Origin of the sequence: Thermopolyspora sp. NPDC052614 (genome assembly GCF_040678635.1) — a bacterium.
Lineage (GTDB): Bacteria > Actinomycetota > Actinomycetes > Streptosporangiales > Streptosporangiaceae > Thermopolyspora.
In genome coordinates this window covers 80,547-104,405 of record NZ_JBFATZ010000025.1, presented here as the reverse complement: position 1 = coordinate 104,405, position 23,859 = coordinate 80,547, and the positions used below count along the sequence as shown (strand labels likewise).

Genomic DNA, 23,859 nt, shown 5'->3' with positions numbered 1-23,859 from the left:
CGGCCCAGTCCTCCACTTTCAGCACCCTCCAAGATCTCGGAGGGGGGTTAACTTTCAAAGTACCCCAGGGGGTCAGCTTTCAAGATCCGGCGACATTACCCTGGCCGAAGCAGCCGGTCATGAGCGGTGGCGGTTGCCGGTGAAGATCAGGGCGGAAGTCGCGCAACAGCAGGCCCGGGGCTATGCAATGGTCGGTGAGCCCATGGACAAGGTGGAACGGGCACTCGGCGAAGCCCATCGGCTGCTTGCCGACTTCGAGAGTGGTCATGACGATGGCGGCGGCAGACAACTCAGCGGTCACTACAGCCGGGCCGGCCTGACCTTGCAGACCGCCAGTTGCTACATCGAGGCCGGACAACCGGCACGGGCGGCGGGCCTGTACCACGAGGTCTTGCGGGATAAGTCGCTCTCTCGCCGGGATCAGGGGTATTTCCTGGCTCGCCGGGCTTACTCGCTGGCCCTGGCCGGCCAACCCGACGAAGCCGCCGCCGTTGGGCTGACGTCCGTACGGCTCGCCGACGCCACCAACTCGTTGCGTACGAAACGGGAGCTGGGGCGCGTTGTTCGTTCCCTCGGTCCGTGGGCCACCCGGCCAGGCCCGAGGGAACTGGGCGAGGCGCTGCGCGGTTGACTTAGCCGTCTTCCTGCGACAGCCATTCGGCCACCGTTCGAATGACGAACGCCTGCCACTCCTGGCTCTGCGGGTTGAGATATCGCGGGTCGTCGTGCACGGCGAAACCGTGCTGGGCACCCTCGATCTCCACCAGTCGGCACGGCGCTCGAAACTGGGACACCGCCGCCCGCGACGCTTCCACCGGCACGAATGTGTCCTCGGTGCCGTGCACGATGAGCGTCGGGGCGGCCACCTCGCCCAGCACTTCATGGGTATGCAGCCAGAACACCTCGTTGTAGATTGCTCGCCCGTGCTTGAGGGTTGGCGAGTGATGTAGGTAGCCCTGGTCGCGAAGTCGCGTCGCTGCTTCCTCGGTCAGTTGGTCGTTCCGCCAGAACGGACGGCTGTCAACCGTCCGCTTCTTGTAGTTCAACTGGGGGTTGAACAGAACGAGGCGGGAGACCTCCTCTGGACACTTGGCGGCGTAGTAGGCGGTGATCCCACCGGTGAAGCTCGTGCCGAGCAGGCTGATGTCCGCCACGCCGATTGCTTCGCGAAGATGTGCCAGCGCGACGCGGATGTCGTTGAGGATGGCCGACAGGGTGAGGTCTTCCTGCCGCCCTTCGCTCTGCCCATGGCCACGAAGGTCGAAGCGCAGGCTGGCCACACCCGCCTCGGCCAATCCGGCCGCCAACCGAGTGAAGAACCCGCCCTCCTCACGCGTCACCCCACCCCCGTGTAGCAGGACCACGCCGGAACGAGGTGATTCGGCCGATGTTACGAGTGTTCCGACAAGGTGGAGGCCGTCGAGGGAACGCAGGGTGGTTTCCCGGGTGATCGAGGTCACGTACAGAAGCATATGAAGTGCCTGGGTCCTGACAGCTCAAAGTAATCACGTCGTCTCCCTTGCAGTGGCAGGAAGCGCAGGTCAAAACCGATCTGATTGGGTATGTGTGGGCAGCTCCGAGGGTCTTACGGTGAACTCGAGAGGCGACGCAATGTGATTCGTCGGCAGATTCGGGAGACGCTGGCACGCTAGGAAGATGCCTTCATCGGATAGGAGATGTTGTTGGTGCGGATCGGTGTGACCGGCCACATGGATTTGACTGCGGATACGGCGGAGCTCGTGTCTCAGGCGCTTCGTTCTCGGCTCCGCGAAGTGGACGGTGGGGTAGTGGGCGTGTCCTGCGTCGCCCGGGGTGCGGACTCGCTGTTCGCGGAGGCCGTACTCGATGTCGGGGGTTCGCTTGAGGTGGTCTTGCCGTCGCGTGACTACCGGGCATCCAAGGTCAAGGCAGACCATGTCGAACAGTTCGACGCTCTGGTGGCCAAGGCCGACCGAGTTCGCGTGATGGATTTCGACCATGCGGGTCGCGAGGCGTACGTCGCGGCGAACGAAGCGGTACTGAGCTCCATTGACGAGCTGGTGGCCGTGTGGGATGGGCAGCCCTCGGCAGGGGCCGGTGGGACCGCGGATGTTGTGGAGGAGGCCAGGTCGCGAGGTTTGCCGGTGCTCGTCATATGGCCGGAGGGCGCGGCCCGAGAGTGACATCGCGCATCTCGAACCTACTTTGAACGTCGTTGACCAGGTTGGCCCGGTACTCTCGCCCGCTGATCCGTGGTGAGGCAGGGCTAGGGTCGTGGGCATGTGGATCGACAAGGTGACCGAGATCCTGGTCGGCGCTGCCGAGGATGTGATTCTTCCTCGGTTCCGGGCGTTGGGGGAGGGGGAGGTCGCCGAGAAGTCGCCTGGGGAGCTGGTCACGGTGGCCGATCGGGAGGCCGAGGAGCTGATCAGTCGGCGGTTGCGTGACGTGGTGGACGCGCCGGTGGTCGGCGAGGAGGCGGTTGCCGAGGATCCCGGGTTGTTGAGGGCGCTGCGGGAGGCGCCGGAGGCCTGGGTGGTCGATCCGCTGGATGGGACGGCGAACTTCGTCGCGGGCCGGGTGGAGTACGCGGTGATGGCGGCGTTGGTGCGCGGCGGGGAGGCGGTCGCCGGGTGGATCGTGCTGCCGGTCGAAGGGCGCGTGTACGTCGCCGAGCGGGGGGCGGGGGCCTGGCGGGACGGCGGTCGGCTGCACAGGAAGCCGGCGCCGGCCGATCCGGCGGCGCTGCGGGGGGTGGCGCTCAGCAAGTATCTCGATCCGGCGAAGAGGGCGCGGGTCGAGGCCGCGGGGGCGCGGTTCGCCGGCTTCGGGCCGGGCGTCGGCAGCGCGGGGGTGGAGTATGCCTGGCTTGTCGATGATGAGCTGGACTTTGTGTTGTTCCATTGGACGCTGCCGTGGGATCACACGCCTGGGGTGTTGCTGCTGCACGAGGCGGGCGGTTGTGCGCGGCGTCCGGATGACAGCCCGTATCGGCCCGTGGAGACGAGGCCCGGTCTGCTTGCCGCCGCCGATCGGGGGTGCTGGGACACCGTGCGGTCGCTTCTTCTGGGGTGAGTTACCGGGGGTTCGTGAGGGCGTCCTCGCAGGTCCGGTGCGGTGTGTCGAGCGCGGGCGGCGGGTCGTCGGGGAGCTTAGCGGCCGAAGCCGCACAAGCTACGTAAATAGGCTGTGATCTCGCCCTTGCCACTGCCGATCTTCCGGCGGATAGTTGAAACAGAAACTTCAAGCCGAGAGCTCTGCGGCAGGAAGGGCTTGGGTGGCGGATGAGCGCCAGCGGGAAACTCGTCCTCCGACCGGTCGCCGGCCTCGGCGATTCGCTGCGGCCGTGAGGGTCTGCGCGTCGGCTCCTTCGATGACGCCGGTACGGCGTGCCCGGTTCGAGCAGGGCGTCATCGATCTCCACAGGATGCTCTTTCGGGTGATCCGTACGGTCGGCGATGCAACAACGAAGGGCGGTTCGAATGAGCATGGACCGACGTGGGGTCTCCCGGCGTAACATCCTCGGCGCGGGCGCGGTGGCGATCGGGGGCGCGATGGCCGTTCCCGGTACGGCGGTGGCGGGCGTGGCGGCCGACCCGGCGGGACGGGGGAACGGGCGGACGACGCCCGAGGGCGATCTGATCCTCCACAACGGAAAGATCCGTACCTTTGACGACCGCGATCGCACCGTGTCCTCGGTCGGCGTCGCGCAGGGGCGCATCGTCGGGGTGGGGCAGTCGCTCGGGCAGTTGAAGCAGTTGGTCTCGCGGGACGCCAAGGTCATCGATCTGCGGGGCCGTACCGTGATTCCCGGGATGATCGAGGCGCACGTGCACTTCGTCAGCCTCGCGATCCGGCCCGGCTACCACGTGGTCATCGAGAACGCGGGCGACATCGCCGGGATCCAGGCGCTGCTCAGCGCGCGGCGCAGGGACGTGCCGGAGGGGCGGTTCATCACGGCGATGGGCGGTTGGCATCCGAACATGTTCGCCGAGCGGCGGCTGCCCAACCTGGCCGAGCTGGACGCCGCGGTGCCGGATCGGCCGGTGCTGCTGTTCCAGGGGTTCAGCGGTCCGGCCGCGACGAACAGCCAGGGTAAGGCGGTGCTGGAGGCGGCCGAGGTGCCGGTCGTGGTCGGCGCGGACGGGCTGATCGCGGCCGGTGCGAACGCCACGGCCGCGTTGTACAACGTGCGGCGCACGCAGACCTTCGACGACAAGAAGCGCAGCACGCTCGACGCGATGGCCTACGCGGCGAGCGTGGGGATCACCGCCGTGCAGGACCAGGTGGGGTTCCCGGTGATCGGGCCGCCGGCTCCCGGGCAGCTTCTGTCCAACTTCGACCACTATCGGATGTACGACTCGTGGCTCGCGTTGCATCGGGAAGGGCGGACGTTCATCCGGCTGCAGATGAACTTCCTGCACAACCAGAACGACATCAACCTGCCCGAGCTCACGCAGCGGCTCAACAACCAGTTCCAGCTGTTCGGCGACGACCTGATGATGACCGGCGGGATCGGGGAGTGGGGCGCGCCCGGGGACGGCAGCGGGCCGGCGTGGACGAAGGCCCAGCAGTTGATCGCGCAGGCGGGGTGGCGCAACACCAACCGGGCGCTGAACCTGGCCCAGCTGGAGGCGGAGATCGCCGGGTATGAGGCGGTCAACGCGGAGTACGACATCACGAAGCTGCGCTGGCGTATCGATCACGTGCCGGTGGTGACCTCGGAACTGCTCGATCGGCTGCGGGCGCTGGGCGGCGCCGTGCAGTGCGGGGCGTACAGCTATGTGGCGGGCAACGGGCCCGCGGCGGGCGCGCCGTTCCGCGCGATTCTCGACCACGGCATCAAGGCCGGGATCCACCTCGATGGGGTGCACATCGCGCCGCTCAATCCCTGGTACGGCGTCTACTACGCCACCACGGGCCGCAACGCGCTCGGGAACCTGATCAATGACGGGCAGCAGATCAGCAGGGACGAGGCGGTGCGCCTGTACACGCGGGAGAACGCCTGGTTCCTCAACATGGAGGACAAACTGGGCACGATCGAGAACGGCAAGCTGGGCGATCTCGTCGTGCTGGATCGGGACTATCGCACGGTTCGCGACGAGGACATCAAGAAGATCAAGCCGCTGCTCACCACGGTGGGCGGGCAGATCGTGTACGACTCCGGCGAACTGACGCGGCGGCACTGAGGCGTCCCCGGTCGGGCTCGGAACCGCTGTCGGATGTGAAAGCCCCCGCTCGGGCGGGGGCTTTCGGCTGTGCCGCCGAGATCGTCGGGGGATTTGGGCGCGGGTTCGGGGCGGGAGGACGGCGAGGAGGCCCGCGACCTGCTCTGAGCGGGTCGCCCATCGCTGGGCCGACTCCGCGTTCCGCTGTTGGCGTGATGGCCGGGGGACGGCCGGGGGTGGCGGCCGTCCGATGCCGGTGTCCGCATCGGCCATGGACGAGCTGGCCTGGCAGATCGGCATGGACCCGATCGAACTGCGGCTGCGACCGAGCGGGGCTTCGGCCGGCTGGTGCCGGTCCGGCCGATGGAGTCCGCTGATCGTGTCATCGTCGTGCCGTGGCGGCCTCGGGGGTGGACAGGCGGAGCAGGCGGGCGAGTTGGGCGGCGTTGACCTGGGCGTAGTCGCGGTAGCAGTTGTTCATGAGCACGTGCGTGGTTCGCGCGTCCTCGGCGAGGCGGCGTAGCTTCGGCGTCCACCGCCGGAGTTCCTCCTCGCTGTAGCGGTAGCCGAAACGCTCGTAGATGTTCTTGCTGGTCCACTTTGTCGAGTGGCCGTGGAACCGTACGACGGCCAGGTCGGCGGTGGCCGCGAGGACCGGAGGGATCGAGCTGGGGTGGCCCTGGGGCATGTCGACGCTCACGTACGGCACGCCGTACGAGCTGAGGAAGTCGAGCGTCTCGGCCTGGTTCTCCTCGCTCATCCAGGTGTGATTGCGGAACTCGACGCAGATCCGCATGGGCGCGCAGCGGGCCTTGCATTCGAGGATGTAGTGCTTGTTGCGCTTGCCGATCGGAAACCACTGCGGAAACTGGAACAGGATCGCGCCGAGTTTGCCCGCCTCGTGCAGCGGCGTGAGCGCCGCGAGGAAGCGTTCCCACACCTGGTCCGCGATCGCCGGGTCGATGTCGCGGAGGTAGAGGTTCTTCTTCGGCTCGCCGAGCCGCTCGCGCAGGTCCTTGTAGAGCGCCGTGGGCCGGGTCGGATGCTGGGTCAGCAGGGAGAACGCCTTGACGTTGAACGTGAATCCGGGCGGCGTCCGGTCCCGCCAGAGGGAGACGGTGGTCTCGGCGGGCGGCGAGTAGTAGGTGGCGTCCACCTCGACCAGCGGGAATTGGGCGGCGTAGTAGGCGAGGCGCTGCTGTGCCGTCGTGACGTCGTCCGGGTACCAGCCCGACGCGATGAGTGTCTTGTCCGTCCAGGAGGCGGTGCCGACCAGGATTCGTCCCATAGGCAGGTACGTGCCCGAGCGGGCGCGCGGTACCGGAACCCGGCGGGCCGAATGCGGGCTCGGGGCGCTAGGTGATCGTCCAGGTGTGCCTGCCGAGGAAGGCGTGGTCGCCCGTGGCGTACTCGGCGAAGCATCGCCTGAGCTCCGCGAGGTCGGCGACGGTGGTGCGGTGCATGCGGCCCGTGACGCTGTCCCGGTACTCCAGTTCGTAGCCGCCCGGTTCCGGTGACACCTGGAGGAAGTGGCGGCCGAAGTTGACCAGGGCGAGGAACGGGTTGTGCGGTGACAGGGTGGCCAGGGCGTCGTTGACGAGGGTCAGATCGGGGTTGGTGATCATCAGTCCGTCGCCGGTGCGCAACTGCATGTCGGGGTGGACGCCCACCGGCTCCAGGTTGTGCACGAGGTCGCGTACCGGGTCGTAGCAGACCAGTCCGTGTTTTCTGGCCAGGGAGTACGCCTCGGTGGAGACGGCGTCGGCGATCTCTGGAGCCATGGTCACCACCGCGTGGCCGGGGTGGATCCGCACCTTCGGCTCGGGGAAGAGCGCCGACAGCGCCTCGGCGAAGGCCGCGACGCCCGGGTGCGGGGTGGCGTCCTCGCCGTCGGCGAAGCGCCGGCGCAGTTCCGCGGCCCGCTCCCGCGTGATCGGCTTCGGCTCGTGCCACACCACCAGCTCAAAACGCATAGTCCATGGTCGCATCCCCGGCGGCGTGGCCGTGCAGGCGCGACCGACGCCGCTTGTCGGGAGGGGCCTTGTGCCGCCGCGGTGATGTCCGGGGAGACGATTTCGGTCCACTTACTCGGTCTGCTGTGCCTGATTCCTGGAATGCGCCGGTTGTACAGTGCTGGTGAAGGGGGGCGTCGTCGCATGTCAGACGGACGAATCACAACGATCGGGACGTGTCACCTGTGCAAGCGCACTTTCGCCTACAAACCAGGGGAAGTCTTCAAATTTCGGCATGATCCAGAGACGAATCTGCCGCTGGGGATGACCGTGGCGGCCACGATGCGGGAGCCGTCGCCGGAGGCCGTGGCGCGTTCGGTCGAGCAGGTGGTCTGCCCGGATTGCGTGGACAAGGCGAAGCGTTTGTGGGACGCGAAGTCCCGGTGGGAAGGCGGCGACATGTCGGCGTGGGCCACTTGGCGGAGGCCCGATCGCTGACGTGGTCCGGCGGGCAGGCCGCGGCAAAGCGCCGGAAATCGCCAAAACCGGCCGTGGGTACGGCGGCCGGCTCGCCAGGCCGATCCAGGGGAGGGGCCGCGCGGTGCGGTGGCGGGTGGATCGGGAAGGGGCGATCAGTAGCTGAAGGTGGTCGCGCCCTCGTCGCCGATCCACTGCCACATCGCCACGAGGCCGGTGATGTTGATCCTTTCGGGTCAGCCGGAGCGCCGGGTGGACGCCAGGCCAGGGGGAGCGGCGGCGAGGGCCTTGTGGATGGCGTCCACGAGGGCGAGCGCGGCCTCCTCGGTGAGCTCGACCGCGACGCGGGCCGAGGGGCCTTCGGCCGGGTTGACGAAGTCGATGTTCACCGTGTGCTCAAGGCAGGCGTGGTAGGGGTGGTCGACGTAGACGCGTCCCTCGCTGAGGGTGAACCAGCCGGAGCCGCCCTTGCCCGCGCCTTCGCACTCGAACTTCTCAGTCAGATAGGTGCACATATGCCGATGTCTCCAGTCGAGTGCTGAGATGTCAGGAGCTGCTGAGGTGGCGGCCGAAGAACTCGAAGACCTTCTTCCACCCCTCCACGGCCGCGGCCGGTCGGTACGCGGACCGGTCGACGGCGAAGAACGCGTGCCCCGCGTCCGGATAAGTGTGGAACTCGTGCTCTTTGCCGAGCCGGTCGAGCTCGTCCGACAAGACCTTGACCTCGTCCGGGCTGGGGAACTTGTCGTCCGCGCCGAACAGCCCGAGCAGCGGGCAGGACAGATTCGGCGCCTTCGACAGCAGCGGCGTCATGGCGAACGGGGAATCCGCTGGCGGCGGGTTGACCACGAACCCCCCGTAACAGTCCACGGCCGCGTCGATCTGCAGCGAGCAGGCGACCAGGAACGTCTGCCGCCCGCCCGAGCAGTACCCGATCACCCCGATCCTGCCGTTGGCGTGGTCGAGCGAGTTCAGGTAGGCCGCCGCACCGGCCACGTCGCCGACGACCTGCTCGTCCGGCAAGCCGCCCCGGGCACGCACCGCCGCCGCCTGGTCGTCCGGGCTGACGTCCTTTCCCTCCCGCGAGTAGAGGTTCGGGCAGACCGCCGCGTACCCGCGCGAGGCGAACCTCCGCGTGATCTCCTTGTGGGGCTCGTCGTACCCGGGCAAATGGTGGATCACCACGACCCCGCCCCGCGGCTCCTCGCTCAGCGGCCGGGCCAGGTACGCCTCCAGTTCGGCGCCCTCGTGCCCGGCGAACGCCACCGTTCCGGCCCACATCGCATCACTCATGGCTCGGCATCCTTCCCTGCGCGACCGGGCGCGGCAACGCCTTGAACGTCCGCGTGCTCCTGCGGCCCCGGCCGGAGTCGGTTCCCGTCATACGCAGGCCACATCGTGCCATATGACCCTGAATACGCGGATGTGCCCCCGCGCGACGGCCCGACTCCTGATACAGGCTTACCTGCGGCCCCCCGGAGGTGATGATGGCGCGCGGCACGATCGGGCCGGACCGGCGGACAGAGGCCGCGCGTCGCCGGTGCGACGGGGTTCCGGCTACGCCGACCGGGGTGCTGCTCCCGCTCGCCGTGCTGATCGCGACCACAGGGTGAAGCGGAACAACGGCAGGGAACCATAGCGTTCCGCGCCCGGCTGTCAGACCGAGTGCGCCCCGCCTTCGCCGCGCTGTCGGCGTTCGGCGGTCGGGCGGATATGGACCCTGGCGCGACGCGGCTCCGCCCCGAGCCTTCGATACAGGGCAGCGATGTCTGTTTTATGAATATTTGTGTTCTTATATCCACCTTTCGGGCAGGGGCCTGTTTGAGGAAACGCGCGCCGAGCTCTCCCGTACGGCGCAGCCGTCACAAGGGGGAATCATGAAAAATGCTGTCAAGGTTGGCCTGGCGGCCGCCGTCGGCTACTGCCTCGGTCGACACCGCAAGCTGGGAGTCCCGGGCGCGCTGGCGGCGGCCGGTGTGGCCGGGCTGCGTCGCAAGAGCAAGGTGGTGGACAAGGGCGTCAAGGCTCTTGGCTCACCGGAACTGGAGAAGCTGGCCGGTCGTCTCCGTGAGGATCTGCTCGACGCCGGGAAGACCGCGATGGTGGCCGCCGCGAGCAGGCAGATCAACGCGTGGAGCGACGCCATCCACCAGCGCGCCGAAACCCTGCGCCACCCGGAGGAGCAGGTCAAGGCGACGGCGGACACCGCGGCGAAGGCAGGAGGCGACGCCGCGGCCAAGGTCGGCGGTGAGGCGGCCAAGGCGGCGAGCGGGGCCGGGGAAGCGGCCGAATCGGTAGGCGGGCAGGCAGGAGACGTAGCAGGCAAGACGGCCGAGACCGCGGGCGAGACGGTCGGGAAGACGGCGGGCGAGACGGTCGGAAAAGCAGGCGACCTCGCCGGCGGTGTGGGCAAGGTTCTCGGCGGCGCCACCGGAGCGGACGCGGAGAAGGCAGACACGACAGAGAAGACCGAGAAGAAGGAAAACGCCGCTCCGACCGGAAAGACCGAGGCCGAGCCGCAGGAGCGGAAAGGCGACGAGGCGGGGGAGCGGACAAGTGCCGAGGCGCCGGAGAAGGGCGGCGCCGAAGGCGAGCGGCGCGAGGAGGAAGGTAAGGGCTCCGCCGAAGCCGGCCTGCGGGTCCTCGGTTGATCCGATGCAGGTTGATCGGCGGGGTTGATCAGTGTCGGCAAAGCGGGTGACAGTGAGAACCGGCCCGGACGCCGAAGCATCCGGGCAGGTCACGGTCCACCAAATCTTCAAAGCGGCGAGGCGGGGGAGCGGACAAGTACCGAGGCGCCGGAGCCGAGGGCGAGCGGCGCGAGGAGGAGGGTAAGGGCTCGGCCGAAGCCGGTCTGCGGGTCCCTCGGTTGATTCGGTGCAGGTTGATCGGTGTCGGCAACAGGTGACAGTGGAACCGGCCCGGACGCCGAAGCATCCGGGCCGGTCATGGTGCACCGAACCCTCACGTGGCCGTGGAGCGGTTTCGCACGATCTTGGCGAGCGCGACGGCCACCACAAGCCCCCCGCCGTAGAACACGTTCTGAATCCACCCGGCGAACCCGAGCAACTGCAGCCCGAAGATCCCCGTCCACAGGAAGTAGATGGCGATCAGCGTGCCGATCGGGTTGAACTGCCCCGGATGCACGACCGCCGTCCCGAGGAAGACCGCCGCGAGGGCGGGCAGCAGGTACTGCGTCGCCGTCGTGGAGTCGAAGCCGCCGAGCGTGGACACGATGATGAGCCCGGCCATGCCCGCCACCACCGACGAGATGATGTAGGCCCCCACCCGGATCCGATCCACCCGGATGCCGGCGAGCCGCGCCACCTCACGGTTCGCCCCGACGAACAGGATGTGCCGCCCCAGCGGCGTGTAGGCCATGATGTACGCGATACCGGCCGTGAGCGCCAGGCCGTAGTAGAACGACACCGGCATGCCGAGCACCGGATAGCCGGTGATGTCGCTGAACAGCTTGTCCTGCACCGAGACGACGTTCGACGACGAGATGGCCTGCGAGATGCCGGTGACCAGGGTCCCGGCGCCGAGGGTGACCACGAGCGAGGACACGTCGAGGCGCACCACGAAGAAGGCGTTCACCGCGCCGACGAGCGCGCACGCGGCGAGCGCGATGACGCAGGCCAGCCAGATGTTCCACCCGTGCAGCCCGGCGAGCACGGGCACGATCGTCGCCGCCAGCCCCATGATCGAGGCGATGGACAGGTCGAACTCGCCCACCATCAGCGTGATCAGCGCCGACATGGCGAGGAAGACGAGCACCGGCTGACCGCCGAAGATCGCCCGCACCGCGCCCCACGACCCGAACGTGCCGGGCATGAGCGCGTAGTAGAGGACCGCCACCGCCAGCCACACGATCACCAGCGCGTACCGGCTGGTGATCACGTGCAGCCAGCGCGGCTCGAACCGGCTGCGCAGCGTCACGCGCTTCGGCGCCTCGGCCGGTTCCGGCGGCCCGCCGCCGTCGGCCACGAGCCGATGGGTCGTGTCGTCGTCCGTGCTGAGCCGCTCTGCCGCGGTCTCGCTCACTGGTTCCCGCACTGGGAGCCTCCTGCGGTGGTCGTGCCGGCGTAGATTGCGTCGAGTACGGCGTCCGCCGTGACGTCGCGAAGCTCCAGGAAGGGCTGGCCGGGCCGGTGGACGAGGATGCGGTCGCACACGTCGGCGAGGTCGGACGGCTCCCCGCTGACGTACAGCACCCCCACCCCCGTGTCGGCGACCTCGTGGATCGCGGTGAGCAGGTCCTGGCGCGCGCCCACGTCCACGGCCTGCGTCGCCTCGTGCAGCACCAGCAGCCTGGGCCGCAGCGACAGCCACTTGGCGAACAACACCTTCTGCTGGTTGCCGCCGCTCAGCTCCTTCACCAGCGTCGCGGACGAGCGGGTGCGGATGGCGAGCTTGCCGATCAGCTCGTCCGCCTGCGCGTCCTGCCAGCCCCTGCGCACGAACCACGGCTTGCCGCGGCTGCGGACCGACGGCAGGGCGATGTTGTCGCGGATGCTGAGCTCGAAGGCGAGCCCGTCGCGTTCGCGGCGCTCGGGCACCAGGCTGACGCCCGCCGCCATGCACTGCGCGACCGTCGCCCGGTCGAGCGGCAGCTCGCCGGCGTCGGTACGCAGCGTGCCACCGCCGGCCCGGCGGGCGCCCGTGATCAGGTACGGAATGGCCTCGAAGCCCGAGCCGGGCAGGCCGGTGAGCCCGACGACCTCGCCCTCACGAACCTCCAGCGACACCTCGGCCTCGCCCAGCCCGTCCCCGGTGAGGCCGGTGACGACGGCGACCGGGGGCCGGTCGGCGGCATCGACGCCACGGGGGCTGAGCGTGCCGACGGTCTTGCCGAGCATGAGCCGCGCCATGTCCTGCTCGCTGAGATCCGCCGTGGGCAGCCCGGCCCCCGCGACCGTGCCGTCGCGCAGGACGGTCACGCGGTCGGCGAGCGTACGGACCTCTTCGAGGTTGTGGCTCACCATGAGCACCGAGGTGCCCTCGGCGACGACCCGCCGCAGCAGCGCGTGGAACTTCACCAACTCCTCGCGCGGCAGGGCGCGGGTCGCCTCGTCCAGGATGATCAGACCGGTGCCGGGGGTGTGCTCACGCAGCGCGCGGGCGATCGCCACCTCGGCCCGGCGCGTCGCGGACAGCGCCGCGACCGGGGTCTGCGGGTCGATGTCCACATCCAGCCGGGCGAGCACGTCGCGGGCGATCTCGGCCTGCCTGCGCCAGTCGATGCGCCGCAGGAACCGGGAGTGGCGGTAGCCGCCGATGCCGATGTTGTCGGAGACGGTGAGCTGGTCGAGCAGCCCGAGATCCTGGTGCACCACCGAGATCCCGAGCTCGCTCGCCCTGCGCCACTGGACGGGCAGCGGGATCTGCCGCCCGTCCAGCGTCAGGGAGGCACCGGCGTCGGGCGCGTGGTACCCGGTCAGGATCTTGACGACGGTCGACTTGCCCGATCCGTTCTGCCCGATGAGGGCGTGGATCTCGCCGGGCGCGACCCGCAGCCCCACGTCGTGGAGGACCTTGGTCGAGCCGAACGTCTTGGACACGTTCCGGGCTTCCAGGCGATGCATCGCGCCGAATACCCCCTCTGCTCCCTGGTGGTCGACCGGCCGGGACTACTGGGCGACGCCCCAGGCCGCGAGGAACTTGTCCTTGTAGGAGCCGTCGCCGTACCACTCGCCGGTGAGGTACGCCTCGGGCGTGAGCGTGAGGTCCTTGACGTTCGAGGCGTCGAAGAAGCGGTTGGTCAGGGTCTGTACCGGCTTCACCTCGTCGCCGGCGAGCAGCCGCATCAGGCCGTTCACGTACTGCCAGCCGCTGTAGTTCACCGGGGTGCCGATGTCGCCGGCCTGCTCACCGGCGGCCACCGCCTGCATGTTCTGCAGGTCGCCGCTGCTGGAGACGATCTTGATGCCGGTCTTGCCCGCGGTCTTCACGCCCTGCAGGGCCGACTGCACGAAGTTGTCCACCGGGACGAACAGGGTGTTGACGTTGGGGTTCTTCACCAGCTCGGCGCTGACCGCGGACGGCAGCTTGTCGACGTTCGCCGTGGTGAAGTCGACCGTGGCGAGCGGGCAGTCCGGGCACAGCTCCTTGAACTTGGCGATGCCGGCGTCGCTGGCCCGGGTGGTGAGCTGCGAGTCGAGCAGCCGCAGCCACAGGCCGTTGCTCTTCGAGCCGTTCTGTACGAGGCCGACCTTGGTGACCGTCTCGTACATCTTGATGACCTGCGGGGTCGGGTCGAGGAACGAGAACTTGTCGCCGGGCTCCTTGTTGCCCGTCGGCGGCACGCCCGCCACCAGCACGGGCACGCCCTGGTTCACGAGCGAGTCGAAGGCGTTCGGGATCATGGCGTAGTCGATGAAGGCCGTGATGACGCCGTCGGCCTTCTGCTCCCCGGCCTGCTTGAGGCAGTTGCCGATGTCGCTCGGGTTGAACTTGCCGTCGCACAGCTTGACCGTGCCGCCGAGCCTGCCGACGGCCTCCTTGACGCCCTCGCCGAACCCGTTGATCACCGGTATGGAGGCGCCGATCGGGACCCACCAGATGGTCTTGCCCTTGAGGTCGACCGGCTTGGACAGCGCCTCGGGCTCCGGCCACGCAATCGGGCCGCGCAGGGCGTCGATCTCGCTGTTCAGGGACGCGAAGCGGTCATCGGCCGGGGACGCCGCCGTCCCGGACGCGCCGCTTCCGGAATCCGCGCCGCTGCCGCAGGCGGTGAGCATGAGTGAGGTGGCGGCGATGCCCGCGATGGCCATGACCGAGCGCCGCATGATCGAACGGCTCGTACGCATCATGCCTGGTTCCTTTGCGATCGGGCCGCACCAGGGGCGGCGCGCGAATCTCATCCTTCGTCGCGAAGGTCAGGCAAGGCTGTCACGCACGGAAAACGGGGTGGAGCACACTGTTCCGGCCAACGGCACGCAATATGGCCATGCGGCTCAGCCGGGGTTTCGGCTCGGTATGGACCAGGCCCGCGCAGGCGGGCATCGCCGCCCGGCGTGCGGGCCGACCCGAGCGGGGATGCCGGGAATGTTCACGCCGTCCCGGCCCGTTCGGCGGGCCGGGACGGCTTCCTCAACAAGGCCGACCCACGGGGGTCGCGCCCGTATCGGCCCGATCAGCCGATGCGGACCGGGATGTGCCGGGGGCCGCGGACCTGGCCGGTGGACCAGGTGACGGCGGAGGGATCGGTCAACGTGAAGGCCGGGACGCGTTCGAGCCAGACCTCCAGGGCCACGCGCAGCTCCATGCGGGCCAGGTGCGACCCGAGGCAGCGGTGGATGCCGAGGCCGAAGGCGGCGTGGCGGTTGACCTCGCGGTCGATGACGACCTCGTCGGCGCGGTCGAACTGCGCCGGGTCGCGGTTGGCGGCCGGGAACGACAGCAGGATCCAGTCGTCGGCCTTCATGTCCACGCCGCGCCAGTGCATGTCCTGCTTCACCAGCCGGGCCATGGTGACGGGGGCGTACGCGCGCAGGAACTCCTCCATGGCGGTGGGGATCAGGCCGGGGTCGGCGACCAGGCGTTCCCGGTCGGCGGGGGTCTTGGCCAGATGCCAGAGGGAGGCGCCGATCGCGCTCCAGGTGGTGTCGACGCCGGCGATCAGCAGCAGGGACGTCATACCGGCCACGTGCTTCGCGCTGAGCTTCTCCCCGTACAGCTCGGCGTTGATGAGGTACGTGGTGAGGTCGTCGCGCGGGTTGGCGAGGTGGTCGTGGATCTGCGCCAGGATGTAGTCGAACACCATATTGATCTTGGCCTGGCGTTCCTCGGTCGGCAGGTTGACGCCCTCAAGCATGATCTCGACGAACTCGCGGAACCGCGGCCCGTCCTCGGGCGGGAACCCCAGCATGTCGGCGATCACCCGGACCGGAATGTGCTGGGCGTAGTCCGTGGCGGCGTCGACGACGTCCTTGCCCGCTAAGGAGTCGATGAGCGAGTGGCAGAACGCCCGGGTGGACGGCTCCAGCCTGCCGACGGCGGTCTTGGTGAACGCCGGAAGCAGCAGCTTGCGCGCGTCGTGGTGGAACGGGGGATCGGACGTGATCGGCGGCACGTTGCCCGCCGGGGCGACCTCCAGCGGCGGGCGGACATTGCTCACGACGACCCCTCGGGAGGAGAAGCGCTCGGTGTCGTAGGCGATCGCGGCGACGTCCTCGTAGCGGGTGGGCAGCCAGCCGCCGCCGAAGCGGTCGGTGTGCGCGATCGGGCAGCGTGCGCGCAGGTCGTCCTGGATCGGGTAGGGGTCGGCCGCCCACTCCGGCTCCAGGTGGGAGAAGTCCGTCGCCCAGTCGGAGACCGGCCCGGTGACGATCTTGCTCCTGCTGCTCTCCCCTAGGCCCCGGTCGGCTTCCCGAAAGTCCTCCGCGAAGCGTTTGTCGACGGTCATCACGCCTCCTGGAGTTCGATGGCGCCTTCCGGGCAGTTGGCCACCGCGCGCCGCGCCTTGGACTCCAGGTCCGGCGGCACGAGGCCGTCGCCGAGGACGGTTCCGTAGCCCTCCTCGTCGTCTCCGAACAGTTCCGGGGCGAGGTCGTAGCAGCGGCCATGCCCTTGGCAGCGATCGGGATTGATCTGCACTTTCACTACGGTGCTCCTGTCTGAGCAGTGGTGTTGGGCCGTGCCAGAGCGCAGGTCAGCCGGGTGAGCAACGCGGCCCACTCGTCCTTGTCGACGGGGTGCAGGTCGGGCGTGATGAGCGTGCTGCCCAGGGCGAGCAGGAGACACAGGTGGGCCAGCGCCTTCGGGGACAGTTCCGGATCGATCTCGTCGCGGTCCTGGCCGACCCGCATGAGGTCGCAGAGCCAGTCGGCGCGGTCACCGATGTAGTCACGCATCGGCCTGGCGACGTCCTCGTCGCGGCGGGCCGCGACGAGCGCCTCCACCACCAGGTCGCCGGAGGCGTCCTTGCCGGTGGGAAGCCTGTTGCCGACGGTGAGCAGCAGTTTGATGACCGACTCCGTCGGGTCTTCGTGGAACAGATCCTCGAGCTTTCGCCGCCCGTGCTCCCGTAACGCGGCGACGAGAAGTTCGACCTTGGAACCGAAGTGCGCGTACAGCGCGCCGTTGCTCACGCCCGCGGCTGCGGCGATGTCGGCGACACGCGTGCCGTCGTACCCCCGCTGCGCGAAGACGTCAGCGGCGGCACGCAGCAAGCGCTTCCGAGTCTCGGCCGCGGTGACACCCGCGATGCGCCCCATGACAGAAGTAAAAAACCATTTATTTAGTTATGTCAAGATCGCGGGGGATTTCGAGGACCGAATGACGAAGGCCCCGGCTGCCGGCCGGATCGGGCGAACGCGTGGGACGGAAGGCGGGATCAGACCCGACCGCGGGCGTTTCTCCAGGTAGCACAGCACCACGGCGGCCGTCATCGCCCCGCGTCGGGGGCGGTGACGGCCGCCTCGTATCGCCACCCGCCCGTCACGCGCCGCGCAACCTCCCGCCGGTGTCCCGCCGGCGCCTCCCGGGGGCGAGGCGGGTTCAGCCGCCGAGGCGGGCGCGCAGCGAGGGCTGGAGACGGTCGCCGTGGGCGGTGACCATGTCGTCGCACAGGGCCCAGATCCGTTCGACGGGCAGGGCCGCGGCGGTCGCCGGGTCGGCCATCGCGGCGTGCCGGATGTGCCGGGGGTCGTCCTCGACCGCGGCGCGTACGACCAGGTCGACGACGTTGAGGTAGCCGCGGTTGAGGGCGGCGAGCTGGGCGGGCAGCGGCTCGACGCGGGTGGGTTGCAGGCCGGTGCCGTCGACGAGGCAGGGCACCTCCACCACGCCGTCGGCGGGCAGGTTGGGGATGAGGCCGTGATTGGGCACGTTGCCGTACACGGCGCGGGGACGGCCGGTGACGATGCTGTGGATGATCTGCGGCGCGTACTCCTGGGTGCCCTCGACCTGCAGCGGGGTCCCGTCGGCGAGCGCGGCGCGGGTGCGCTCGTACTCGCGCTGGTTCTCCGCCACGATGTCGAGGTACGCCCCGATGGGCAGCCGCAGCCGCTCGATCTCGGCGTCGTGGTGCAGGTACCAGGGCACGTACTCGGCCGAGTGCTCGCTGGACTCGGTGGGGAAGTAGCCCAGCCGCCGGTACATGTCGACGCGCGTGCGGCGCGGCAACTGGTCGTCGGCGGCGATCGCCTCGTCCAGGCGCGGGTAGAGGTCCGCGCCGTCGCGCTCGAACCGCAGCACCCATGCCTGGTGGTTCACCCCGGCGCACCGGTAGGTGATCTCCTCGTACGGCACCTTGACCAGGCCGGCGAGGCCGCGCATGGTCCAGTAGACCGAGTGGCACAGGCCCACCACCCGGGTCAGGCCGGTCGCCCGCGCGAGGTAGGCCACGTTCATCGCCATCGGGTTGGTGTAGTTGAGCAGCCACGCCTGCGGGCACAGCTCGGCGATGTCCTCGCCCAGCGCCTTGAGCAGCGGGAACGTGCGCAGCGCGCGGAAGATGCCGCCGACGCCGAGGGTGTCGCCGATCGTCTGGCGCAGGCCGTACCGGGCGGGGATCTCGAAGTCGACGCGGGTCGCCTCGGCCATGCCGACCTGCACGATGTTGATCACGAAGTCGGCGTCGGGGAGCGCCTCGCGCCGTTCGAGGTGCGCGGTGACGCGCGGGCTCGCGCCGAACCGGGCGGCGATGTGCCGGGTGCCCGCCTCGGCGGTGGCGAGCCGGTCGGGGTCGATGTCGTGCAGGGCGATGTGGGCGTCCTTCAGTTCGGGGTAGGCGAACAGGTCCGCGAGCAGGCCCTGGGTGAACACGACGCTCCCTGCGCCGATAAACGCGATCTTCGTGGTGGTCATTTCGATCTCACTTCGTGATGGTTGGCGTGGTCGGGACGCTGCTGTGGCCGCCGAGCCGCGAGCGGGCCTCGTCCCAGGTGGGCTGGGCGGCCGTGCCGCCGTGGGCGCGGGTGGACAGGGCCCCGCACACGGCGGCGAACTCCAGGGCGGTGGCGGTGGGCAGCCCGGCCAGGGTGGCGGCGACGAACCCGGCGTCGAAGCTGTCGCCCGCGCCGACCGCGTCAGCGGGCGTCACGCTGATGCCCTTGGTCGCCAGTACGGCCGTGCCGTCGTGGCACAGCGCGCCGTCGGCGCCGTTCTTCACCACCGCCAGCGGCCCGCGTACGGCCAGCGCGAGCGCGTTGGCCTCAAGATCCTCCGGCGACCCGTCGCCGCCTTCGACCGCTTGGGCGAGCCGGTACGCCTCGTTGGCGTTGGGCAGCAGGATGTCGGTGTGCGGCAGCACGGCGGCGATGCCGTCGGGGTCCCACCGCCCGGCGGGGTCGTCGTTGGTGTCGAGCGAGGTCGAGGCCCCGTGGGCGTGGGCGGTGCGGAACAGGTCCGGCAGCGCGGCGGCGAGCCCGGGCATCAGGAAGTAGGACGCGGCGTGCACGTGCCTGCTCCGGGCGAGCAGCGACTCGGGGACGTCCCGGCCGGAGGTGGCCGCCAGCGTGCCCGGCGAGGTGACGATGGCCCGGTCGTCGCCCCTGGTCAGCACGACGGTGAGCGGGGTGGGCAGGTCCGGGTCGAGCCGCAGCCCGCTGACGTCCACCCCGCGCGAGGCGAGGGTGTCCCGGACGTACCGGCCCGCGTCGTCGTCGCCCACCCGCCCGGCGAAGGCGACCCGGAGGCCGAGCCGCGCCGCGCCGCAGGCCATGATCGCCGCGCTGCCGCCGAGCGTGAGCGTTCCGCTGTCGACGAGTTGCTCGCGCTGGCCGAAGGCGATGGCCTCCGGCAGCGGTCCGGCGATCACGTCGGGGTTGGCGTCCCCGACGACGAGCAGATCGAAGGCGTATGGCATCCGGCGTCCCCCGTGGTTGTGGCGTGGCATGGTTGTGGACCGTATGACGGGCGAGTATTGAGCTCTGTCGGTGGATCGAGGTGAACTCAGCCCTTCAACCCGCTGCTCGTGATCGACCGCACGAACGCCTTCTGCGCGCCGAGGAAGGCGAGCAGCACCGGCAGTACGGTGATCACGTTTCCGGCCATCAGCGCCGACCAGTTCGTGAGGTGCTTTCCATGAAACGTCGCCAGGCCGAGCTGCAGCGTGTACTGGCTCTCGTGGTTGAGCGCGATCAACGGCCAGGTCAGGTCGTTCCAGGTGGACAGGAACGTGAGCACGGCCACGGTGCTCAACGCCGGACGCGACAGCGGCAGCACGATGCGCACCAGCACCCGCAACCGCCCGCAACCGTCGATCCACGCCGCCTCCTCCAGTTCCCTGGGCAGCGACAGGAAAAACTGCCGCAGCAGGAACACGGCGAACGGCGTCACCAGCGAGGGCACGATCAGCGCCCCCAGCGTGTCGATGAGCCCGAACCGCTTCATGATCAGGAACGTCGGGATCATCGTGAGCTGGAACGGGATCGCCATCGTGGCCAGCATCAGCGCCAGCAGCGTCCGGGACCCGAAGAACCGCATCCGGGCGAACGCGTAGCCCGCCAGCGACCCGAGCACGAGGTTGGTCGCGACCGTCACCAGCGAGACGATCGTCGAGTTGAGGAACCAGCGCGGGAACCCGGCGTTGTTGAACACGTACTGGTATCCGCCGAGATTCACCCCCGACGGCCACAACGCGGGCGGGAACCGGTTGATCTCCGCGTTGCTCATCACCGAGCTGAGCAGCAGCCAGATCAGCGGGATCGCGAACAGCAGCGCGAGCGGCGCGAGCAGCAGATGCCAGGGACTGAACGGCAGCAGCCGCCGCCTCCGCCGCGACGCGGGCGGCGAGGCGGCCGGGCGGCGCGCGGCGTCCCGCTGGGTGATCGTCGCCGTCATGGCGTGCTCCCCTTTGGATGGCCGTCGCCGGGATGCCGGACCGCGAGCCGTTCCTGTGGCTCGCCCTGCCGCCGCCGCAGCACCCGCTGCAGGATCGCGACCGCGAACAGCGCCACCGCCAGCACGTACGCCGCCGCCGCGCCGTACCCGGCGGTGAAGTTCTTGAACGCCTGCTCCCAGATGAAGTAGACGATGACCGTGGTGGCCCCGAGCGGCCCGCCCTTGGTCGTGACGTACACCAGGTCGAAGACCTGCAGCGACATGATGAGCTGCCACAGCACCAGGAACACGGTCACCGGCACGAGCGTGGGCAGCGTGATGTGCCACAGCAGCCGCCACGCGCCCGCGCCGTCCAGCCGCGCGGCCTCGATCAGCGATGGGGGCACGTCCTGCAGCGCCGCCAGGTACACCACCACGCAGAACCCGGTGCCGCTCCACAGCGTGATCCCGACGAGCGTGAGCAGCGCCTGCCCCGGATCGGTGAGGAAGCCCTGCGGTTCCAGGCCGAGCGAGTACAGCACCGAGTTGGCCACGCCGAACTCCGGGTCGAGCACGAAGGAGAACAACGTGCCCTGCGCGGTCGCCGAGATCACGAACGGCACGAAGAACAGCACCCGGTACAGCCCGACGAGCCGGATGTTCCGGTTGAGCACCAGCGCGAGCGCGAGCCCGAGGCCGACGCTGAGCGGCACGTACAGCGCCGTGTACAGCAGCGTGTTGCGTACGGCCTGCCCGAACGCGGGGTCCTCGGCGAGCGCCCGATAGTTGTCCAGGCCCACCCACCGGCCGGGCGTGACCAGGTCGTTGGCCTGGAAGGACAGCAGCAGCGACCAGCCGACGGGCACCACCGCCAGCCCGATGATGACGAGCACCGACGGGGAGATGAACGCCCAGCCGGCGAGGTTCTCGCCCCGGCGCGGGCCGGATCGCCGCCCATGCCGCGCGGGCGACCGGGCGGCACGACCGCCGGGGCCGAGGTCGGCGACGGGGTCGGCGACGGTGATCGGTTTGGGCAGGCCTGGCATGGTGATCTCCTCAACCTGTTCGGCGGATCCGGTCAGGTCGATGCGGATCAGTTCGGCACGCGCAGGGCCGCGTCCGCCTTCGTGGTGGCGGCGGCGATCGCGTCGGCCGGGGTGCTCCTGCCGAGCAGTACGGCGACGATGGCCTCGCCGACGGCCGTGGACACCTGCGGGTAGGCGGGGTTCGCGGGTCGGCCGCGGGCGGACTGCAGCGCGGTGACGAACGTGGCCAGGCCCTCGGTCTTCTCCGCGTGCTCGGTCCACTCGGGCAGGGCCTGGGTGCCCTTGCTCAGCGGGAGGCTGCCGGCGTCGACGTCCCACCGTACGTCCTGGGCGGGCTGGGTCAGCCAGGTGACGAGGGTCTGGGCGGCCTTGAGCCGGTCGGGGCCGTTGTCGAACACGGTCCAGGTGTCGGGGCCCGCGATCGTGACCGGGCGTCCGCTGAAGCTCGGCAGCGGGACCACGTGGTAGTCGATCTTGGCGTCGATGACGTCCGGCAACTGCCAGGGGCCGGTGGGCACCATGCCCATGCGGCCGGACAGGAACACCTGGTACATCTGCTCGCTGCCCGGCTTGGGGTCGATGTACACGCTGCCGTCCTTGGCGAGCCGTTCCACGACCTGCAGGGCCTGCGCGCCCACGCCCGCGAAGCCGTTGCTGCGGCCGTCCGCGCCGACGACGTCGCCGCCGAGGTCCCACACGAGCGGCCAGATGCGCCACACCGTGTCCTCGTCGCCCGCGCCCGGCCAGCCGGTGCCGAAGACCTTGCGCTTGGGGTCGGTGAGTTCGCGGGCGGTCTCGACGAAGTCATCCCAGGTCCAGCCCGCCTGCGGCAGCGGGATCTTCGCCTCCTCGAAGAGCTTCTTGTTGCAGACCACGGCGAGCGAGTCGACCAGGGCGGGCATGGCGCGCACCCGGCCCTTGATCGTGACGACGTCGCGTACCGACTGCCAGTAGTCCTGCCAGGGCGTCGGGCCGGAGTTCACCATGTCGGTGAGGTCGGCCACCCTCGGGCTGCGGGCCACGTTCGGCAGGTCGGAGCCGAAGATGTAGGCGATGTCCGGGGGTGAGTCCGAGGCGAGCGCGGCGGTGACCTTCTGCAGCATCGCGTCGGCGACCACGCCGCCGCTGATGTCCACCTTGATCGTGGGATGCGACTTCTCGAAGTCGGCCACGAGTTTCTTGATCGCCTCTAGCGCGAAGTCGGACTGGCCGTGCCACATCTCGATCGTGACCGGCCCGGCCGACCCGCCGCCGCCCGCGCCGCCGGTGGAGGTGCCGGAGCCGGGGGCGCACGCGGCGGCGGCGAGCGCGGCGAAGGCGAGGGCACCGCCACGCAGAAGCTGTCGCCGGGAGTAGGGCGGGGGAGTCATCTGGACCTCCGATGGGGAACGACGGCGGGCGGCGGGCGTGAGATCGGGGGCTGACTGGACGGGAGGCGGGACGGGTGGATGGGATGGGCAGGGGGCGGGTCAGCAGGTCCGGTAGACGTAGCCGGGGCTGCCCGCGGGGGAGACGTCCACGTCGCGGCGGACGATGCTGAGCCGGTTGCGGAAGCCCGAGCAGGCACGGGAGAGACCCTGGGAGGTGTACTCGATCACGATGACGTTGTCGCCGAACTCGGCGGTGTAGTCACCGCACTCGCGGTAGTAGCCGCACTCCTCCGCGATCGCGAAGTCCAGGCCGTTCTGGACGCGGTCGCCGGCCAGCTCGACCGTGTTCTTCTGCGCGATCGCCAGGCCCTGGCCGTGCGCGTGGGCGGACAGCAGGCGGATGTACGCCTGCGCGTGGGCGGCGGTCACCAGGTTCTTCGAACGCGTGTAGCTGTCGTAATTGTCCGGTTCGACCGCCTGAAAGCCGTCGTCGGCGCACTCGCTGATCCACCCGTTGACCTTGGCGGCGATGCGCTGCCGCTTGTCGGCGGTGCGCAGGTCGAGCAGCGGCTCGCCCCAGTCCTCGTCGATCACGAGCCGGCCGGCGGAGTCGCGCAGCAGCAGATCGGCGTCCCAGTCGCCCTGTTCGCCGGGCTGGACCTGGAAGGCGTTGACGTAGCAGATGTTGTACAGGCCGGGCGCGGGGGCGTCCCCGCGGTCCCGGCTGACGACGGTGACCCCGGAAGGGGGTGTGTACGCGCCGCCGATCTGGTAGTCGAACTTCGCCCCCGGCGGGGGCGGGGTGACCGCCGCCGCGGTGGCGGGCGGGATGAGCAGGGTCGCGGCGAGGGCCGCGCCGACGGCGACGGCGACCGCCGCGATGAAACCGGGGAATCGGACACGAACGGGGGTGGGGCTCATGTATCGCTCTCCAGGTGAGTGGAGGGGACGTCCCCGCCTCGGATGCGCGTAGCGATCCTGGCGACTCGGGCCGGACTCGTGGCGCAGCCACCTACCGGCTAGGCGTACCTCTGCGCGGAGTGTTCAACTCCAGCGTGACTCGGAGTAAATCGAGCAAAACTGCTCATGTCAAGAGCGT

At 69.5% G+C, this 23,859-nt stretch carries 22 protein-coding genes; 5 read left to right on the top strand and 17 right to left on the bottom strand.

Annotated features, from left to right (window positions below; genetic code table 11):
• Positions 1-139: 139 nt before the first annotated feature.
• Positions 140-631 (top strand): hypothetical protein, encoded by a 492-nt coding sequence (locus tag AB0K60_RS33900; RefSeq protein ID WP_364064639.1) that lies wholly within the window; start codon positions 140-142, stop codon positions 629-631.
• Position 632: 1 nt separating this feature from the next.
• On the opposite strand, the gene AB0K60_RS33895 is transcribed toward AB0K60_RS33900, so the two are convergent.
• The gene (locus tag AB0K60_RS33895) at positions 633-1,460 is read right to left on the bottom strand and encodes an alpha/beta fold hydrolase (RefSeq protein ID WP_364064636.1); all 828 of its coding nucleotides are present in this window, start codon (positions 1,458-1,460) and stop codon (positions 633-635) included.
• A gap of 222 nt (positions 1,461-1,682) precedes the next feature.
• On the opposite strand from AB0K60_RS33895, the gene AB0K60_RS33890 reads away from it, so the two are divergent.
• The 3 genes from AB0K60_RS33890 (at position 1,683) to AB0K60_RS33880 (ending at position 5,168) form a co-directional block, all read left to right on the top strand.
• Positions 1,683-2,162 carry a hypothetical protein gene (locus AB0K60_RS33890; protein ID WP_364064634.1) on the top strand — a complete coding sequence of 160 codons (480 nt, stop codon included), beginning with the start codon at positions 1,683-1,685 and terminating at the stop codon, positions 2,160-2,162.
• A gap of 97 nt (positions 2,163-2,259) precedes the next feature.
• Positions 2,260-3,054 (top strand): inositol monophosphatase family protein, encoded by a 795-nt coding sequence (locus tag AB0K60_RS33885; protein WP_364064632.1) that lies wholly within the window; start codon positions 2,260-2,262, stop codon positions 3,052-3,054.
• A gap of 407 nt (positions 3,055-3,461) precedes the next feature.
• Complete coding sequence (locus AB0K60_RS33880; protein WP_364064629.1) at positions 3,462-5,168, top strand: amidohydrolase family protein; 1,707 nt, start codon at positions 3,462-3,464, stop codon at positions 5,166-5,168.
• Between the two features lie 361 nt (positions 5,169-5,529).
• Here the strand turns inward: AB0K60_RS33880 and AB0K60_RS33875 are convergent, their stop codons facing one another.
• The 4 genes from AB0K60_RS33875 to AB0K60_RS33860 all read right to left on the bottom strand — a co-directional run bounded on the left by AB0K60_RS33875 (position 5,530) and on the right by AB0K60_RS33860 (position 8,869).
• Positions 5,530-6,435 carry a DUF72 domain-containing protein gene (locus AB0K60_RS33875; RefSeq protein WP_364064627.1) on the bottom strand — a complete coding sequence of 302 codons (906 nt, stop codon included), beginning with the start codon at positions 6,433-6,435 and terminating at the stop codon, positions 5,530-5,532.
• Between the two features lie 67 nt (positions 6,436-6,502).
• Positions 6,503-7,120 (bottom strand): hypothetical protein, encoded by a 618-nt coding sequence (locus AB0K60_RS33870; protein ID WP_364064625.1) that lies wholly within the window; start codon positions 7,118-7,120, stop codon positions 6,503-6,505.
• A gap of 692 nt (positions 7,121-7,812) precedes the next feature.
• Positions 7,813-8,091, bottom strand: a complete 279-nt coding sequence (locus tag AB0K60_RS33865) for a DUF6295 family protein (protein WP_364064622.1) — start codon at positions 8,089-8,091, stop codon at positions 7,813-7,815.
• A gap of 31 nt (positions 8,092-8,122) precedes the next feature.
• Positions 8,123-8,869 (bottom strand): dienelactone hydrolase family protein, encoded by a 747-nt coding sequence (locus AB0K60_RS33860; protein ID WP_364064620.1) that lies wholly within the window; start codon positions 8,867-8,869, stop codon positions 8,123-8,125.
• 491 nt (positions 8,870-9,360) lie between these two features.
• Here AB0K60_RS33860 and AB0K60_RS33855 point away from each other — a divergent pair, with 491 nt between their 5' ends.
• On the top strand, positions 9,361-10,227 hold the full coding sequence (locus AB0K60_RS33855) for a hypothetical protein (RefSeq protein ID WP_364064618.1): 867 nt from the start codon (positions 9,361-9,363) through the stop codon (positions 10,225-10,227).
• Positions 10,228-10,540: 313 nt separating this feature from the next.
• Here the strand turns inward: AB0K60_RS33855 and AB0K60_RS33850 are convergent, their stop codons facing one another.
• From AB0K60_RS33850 to AB0K60_RS33795, 12 genes are all read right to left on the bottom strand, one after another.
• Positions 10,541-11,632: an ABC transporter permease gene (locus AB0K60_RS33850; RefSeq protein WP_364064615.1), complete on the bottom strand. Its 1,092-nt coding sequence runs from the start codon at positions 11,630-11,632 to the stop codon at positions 10,541-10,543.
• Entirely contained in the window at positions 11,617-13,161 is a 1,545-nt protein-coding gene (locus AB0K60_RS33845; RefSeq protein WP_364064613.1) for a sugar ABC transporter ATP-binding protein, read from the bottom strand. The genes AB0K60_RS33850 and AB0K60_RS33845 overlap by 16 nt, the downstream gene beginning before the upstream one ends.
• Positions 13,162-13,206: 45 nt before the next feature.
• The gene (locus AB0K60_RS33840) at positions 13,207-14,388 is read right to left on the bottom strand and encodes a hypothetical protein (protein ID WP_364064611.1); all 1,182 of its coding nucleotides are present in this window, start codon (positions 14,386-14,388) and stop codon (positions 13,207-13,209) included.
• A 323-nt stretch (positions 14,389-14,711) separates the two neighbouring features.
• Complete coding sequence (locus tag AB0K60_RS33835) at positions 14,712-15,983, bottom strand: cytochrome P450 (protein ID WP_364064608.1); 1,272 nt, start codon at positions 15,981-15,983, stop codon at positions 14,712-14,714.
• A complete protein-coding gene (locus AB0K60_RS33830) occupies positions 15,983-16,180 on the bottom strand; it encodes a ferredoxin (RefSeq protein ID WP_364064606.1) in 198 nt (65 codons plus the stop codon). Before AB0K60_RS33830 ends, AB0K60_RS33835 begins: the two co-directional genes overlap by 1 nt.
• Positions 16,180-16,794, bottom strand: a complete 615-nt coding sequence (locus AB0K60_RS33825; RefSeq protein ID WP_364064604.1) for a helix-turn-helix domain-containing protein — start codon at positions 16,792-16,794, stop codon at positions 16,180-16,182. The genes AB0K60_RS33830 and AB0K60_RS33825 overlap by 1 nt, the downstream gene beginning before the upstream one ends.
• A gap of 283 nt (positions 16,795-17,077) precedes the next feature.
• Positions 17,078-18,388, bottom strand: a complete 1,311-nt coding sequence (locus AB0K60_RS33820) for an alpha-glucosidase/alpha-galactosidase (RefSeq protein WP_364064601.1) — start codon at positions 18,386-18,388, stop codon at positions 17,078-17,080.
• A 7-nt stretch (positions 18,389-18,395) separates the two neighbouring features.
• Positions 18,396-19,388: a carbohydrate kinase family protein gene (locus AB0K60_RS33815; RefSeq protein ID WP_364064599.1), complete on the bottom strand. Its 993-nt coding sequence runs from the start codon at positions 19,386-19,388 to the stop codon at positions 18,396-18,398.
• A gap of 86 nt (positions 19,389-19,474) precedes the next feature.
• The gene (locus AB0K60_RS33810; RefSeq protein WP_364064597.1) at positions 19,475-20,365 is read right to left on the bottom strand and encodes a carbohydrate ABC transporter permease; all 891 of its coding nucleotides are present in this window, start codon (positions 20,363-20,365) and stop codon (positions 19,475-19,477) included.
• Entirely contained in the window at positions 20,362-21,390 is a 1,029-nt protein-coding gene (locus AB0K60_RS33805) for a sugar ABC transporter permease (protein WP_364064594.1), read from the bottom strand. Before AB0K60_RS33805 ends, AB0K60_RS33810 begins: the two co-directional genes overlap by 4 nt.
• A gap of 47 nt (positions 21,391-21,437) precedes the next feature.
• A complete protein-coding gene (locus tag AB0K60_RS33800) occupies positions 21,438-22,760 on the bottom strand; it encodes an ABC transporter substrate-binding protein (protein WP_364064592.1) in 1,323 nt (440 codons plus the stop codon).
• A 99-nt stretch (positions 22,761-22,859) separates the two neighbouring features.
• Positions 22,860-23,681: an endo alpha-1,4 polygalactosaminidase gene (locus AB0K60_RS33795; protein WP_364064590.1), complete on the bottom strand. Its 822-nt coding sequence runs from the start codon at positions 23,679-23,681 to the stop codon at positions 22,860-22,862.
• Positions 23,682-23,859: the final 178 nt, after the last annotated feature.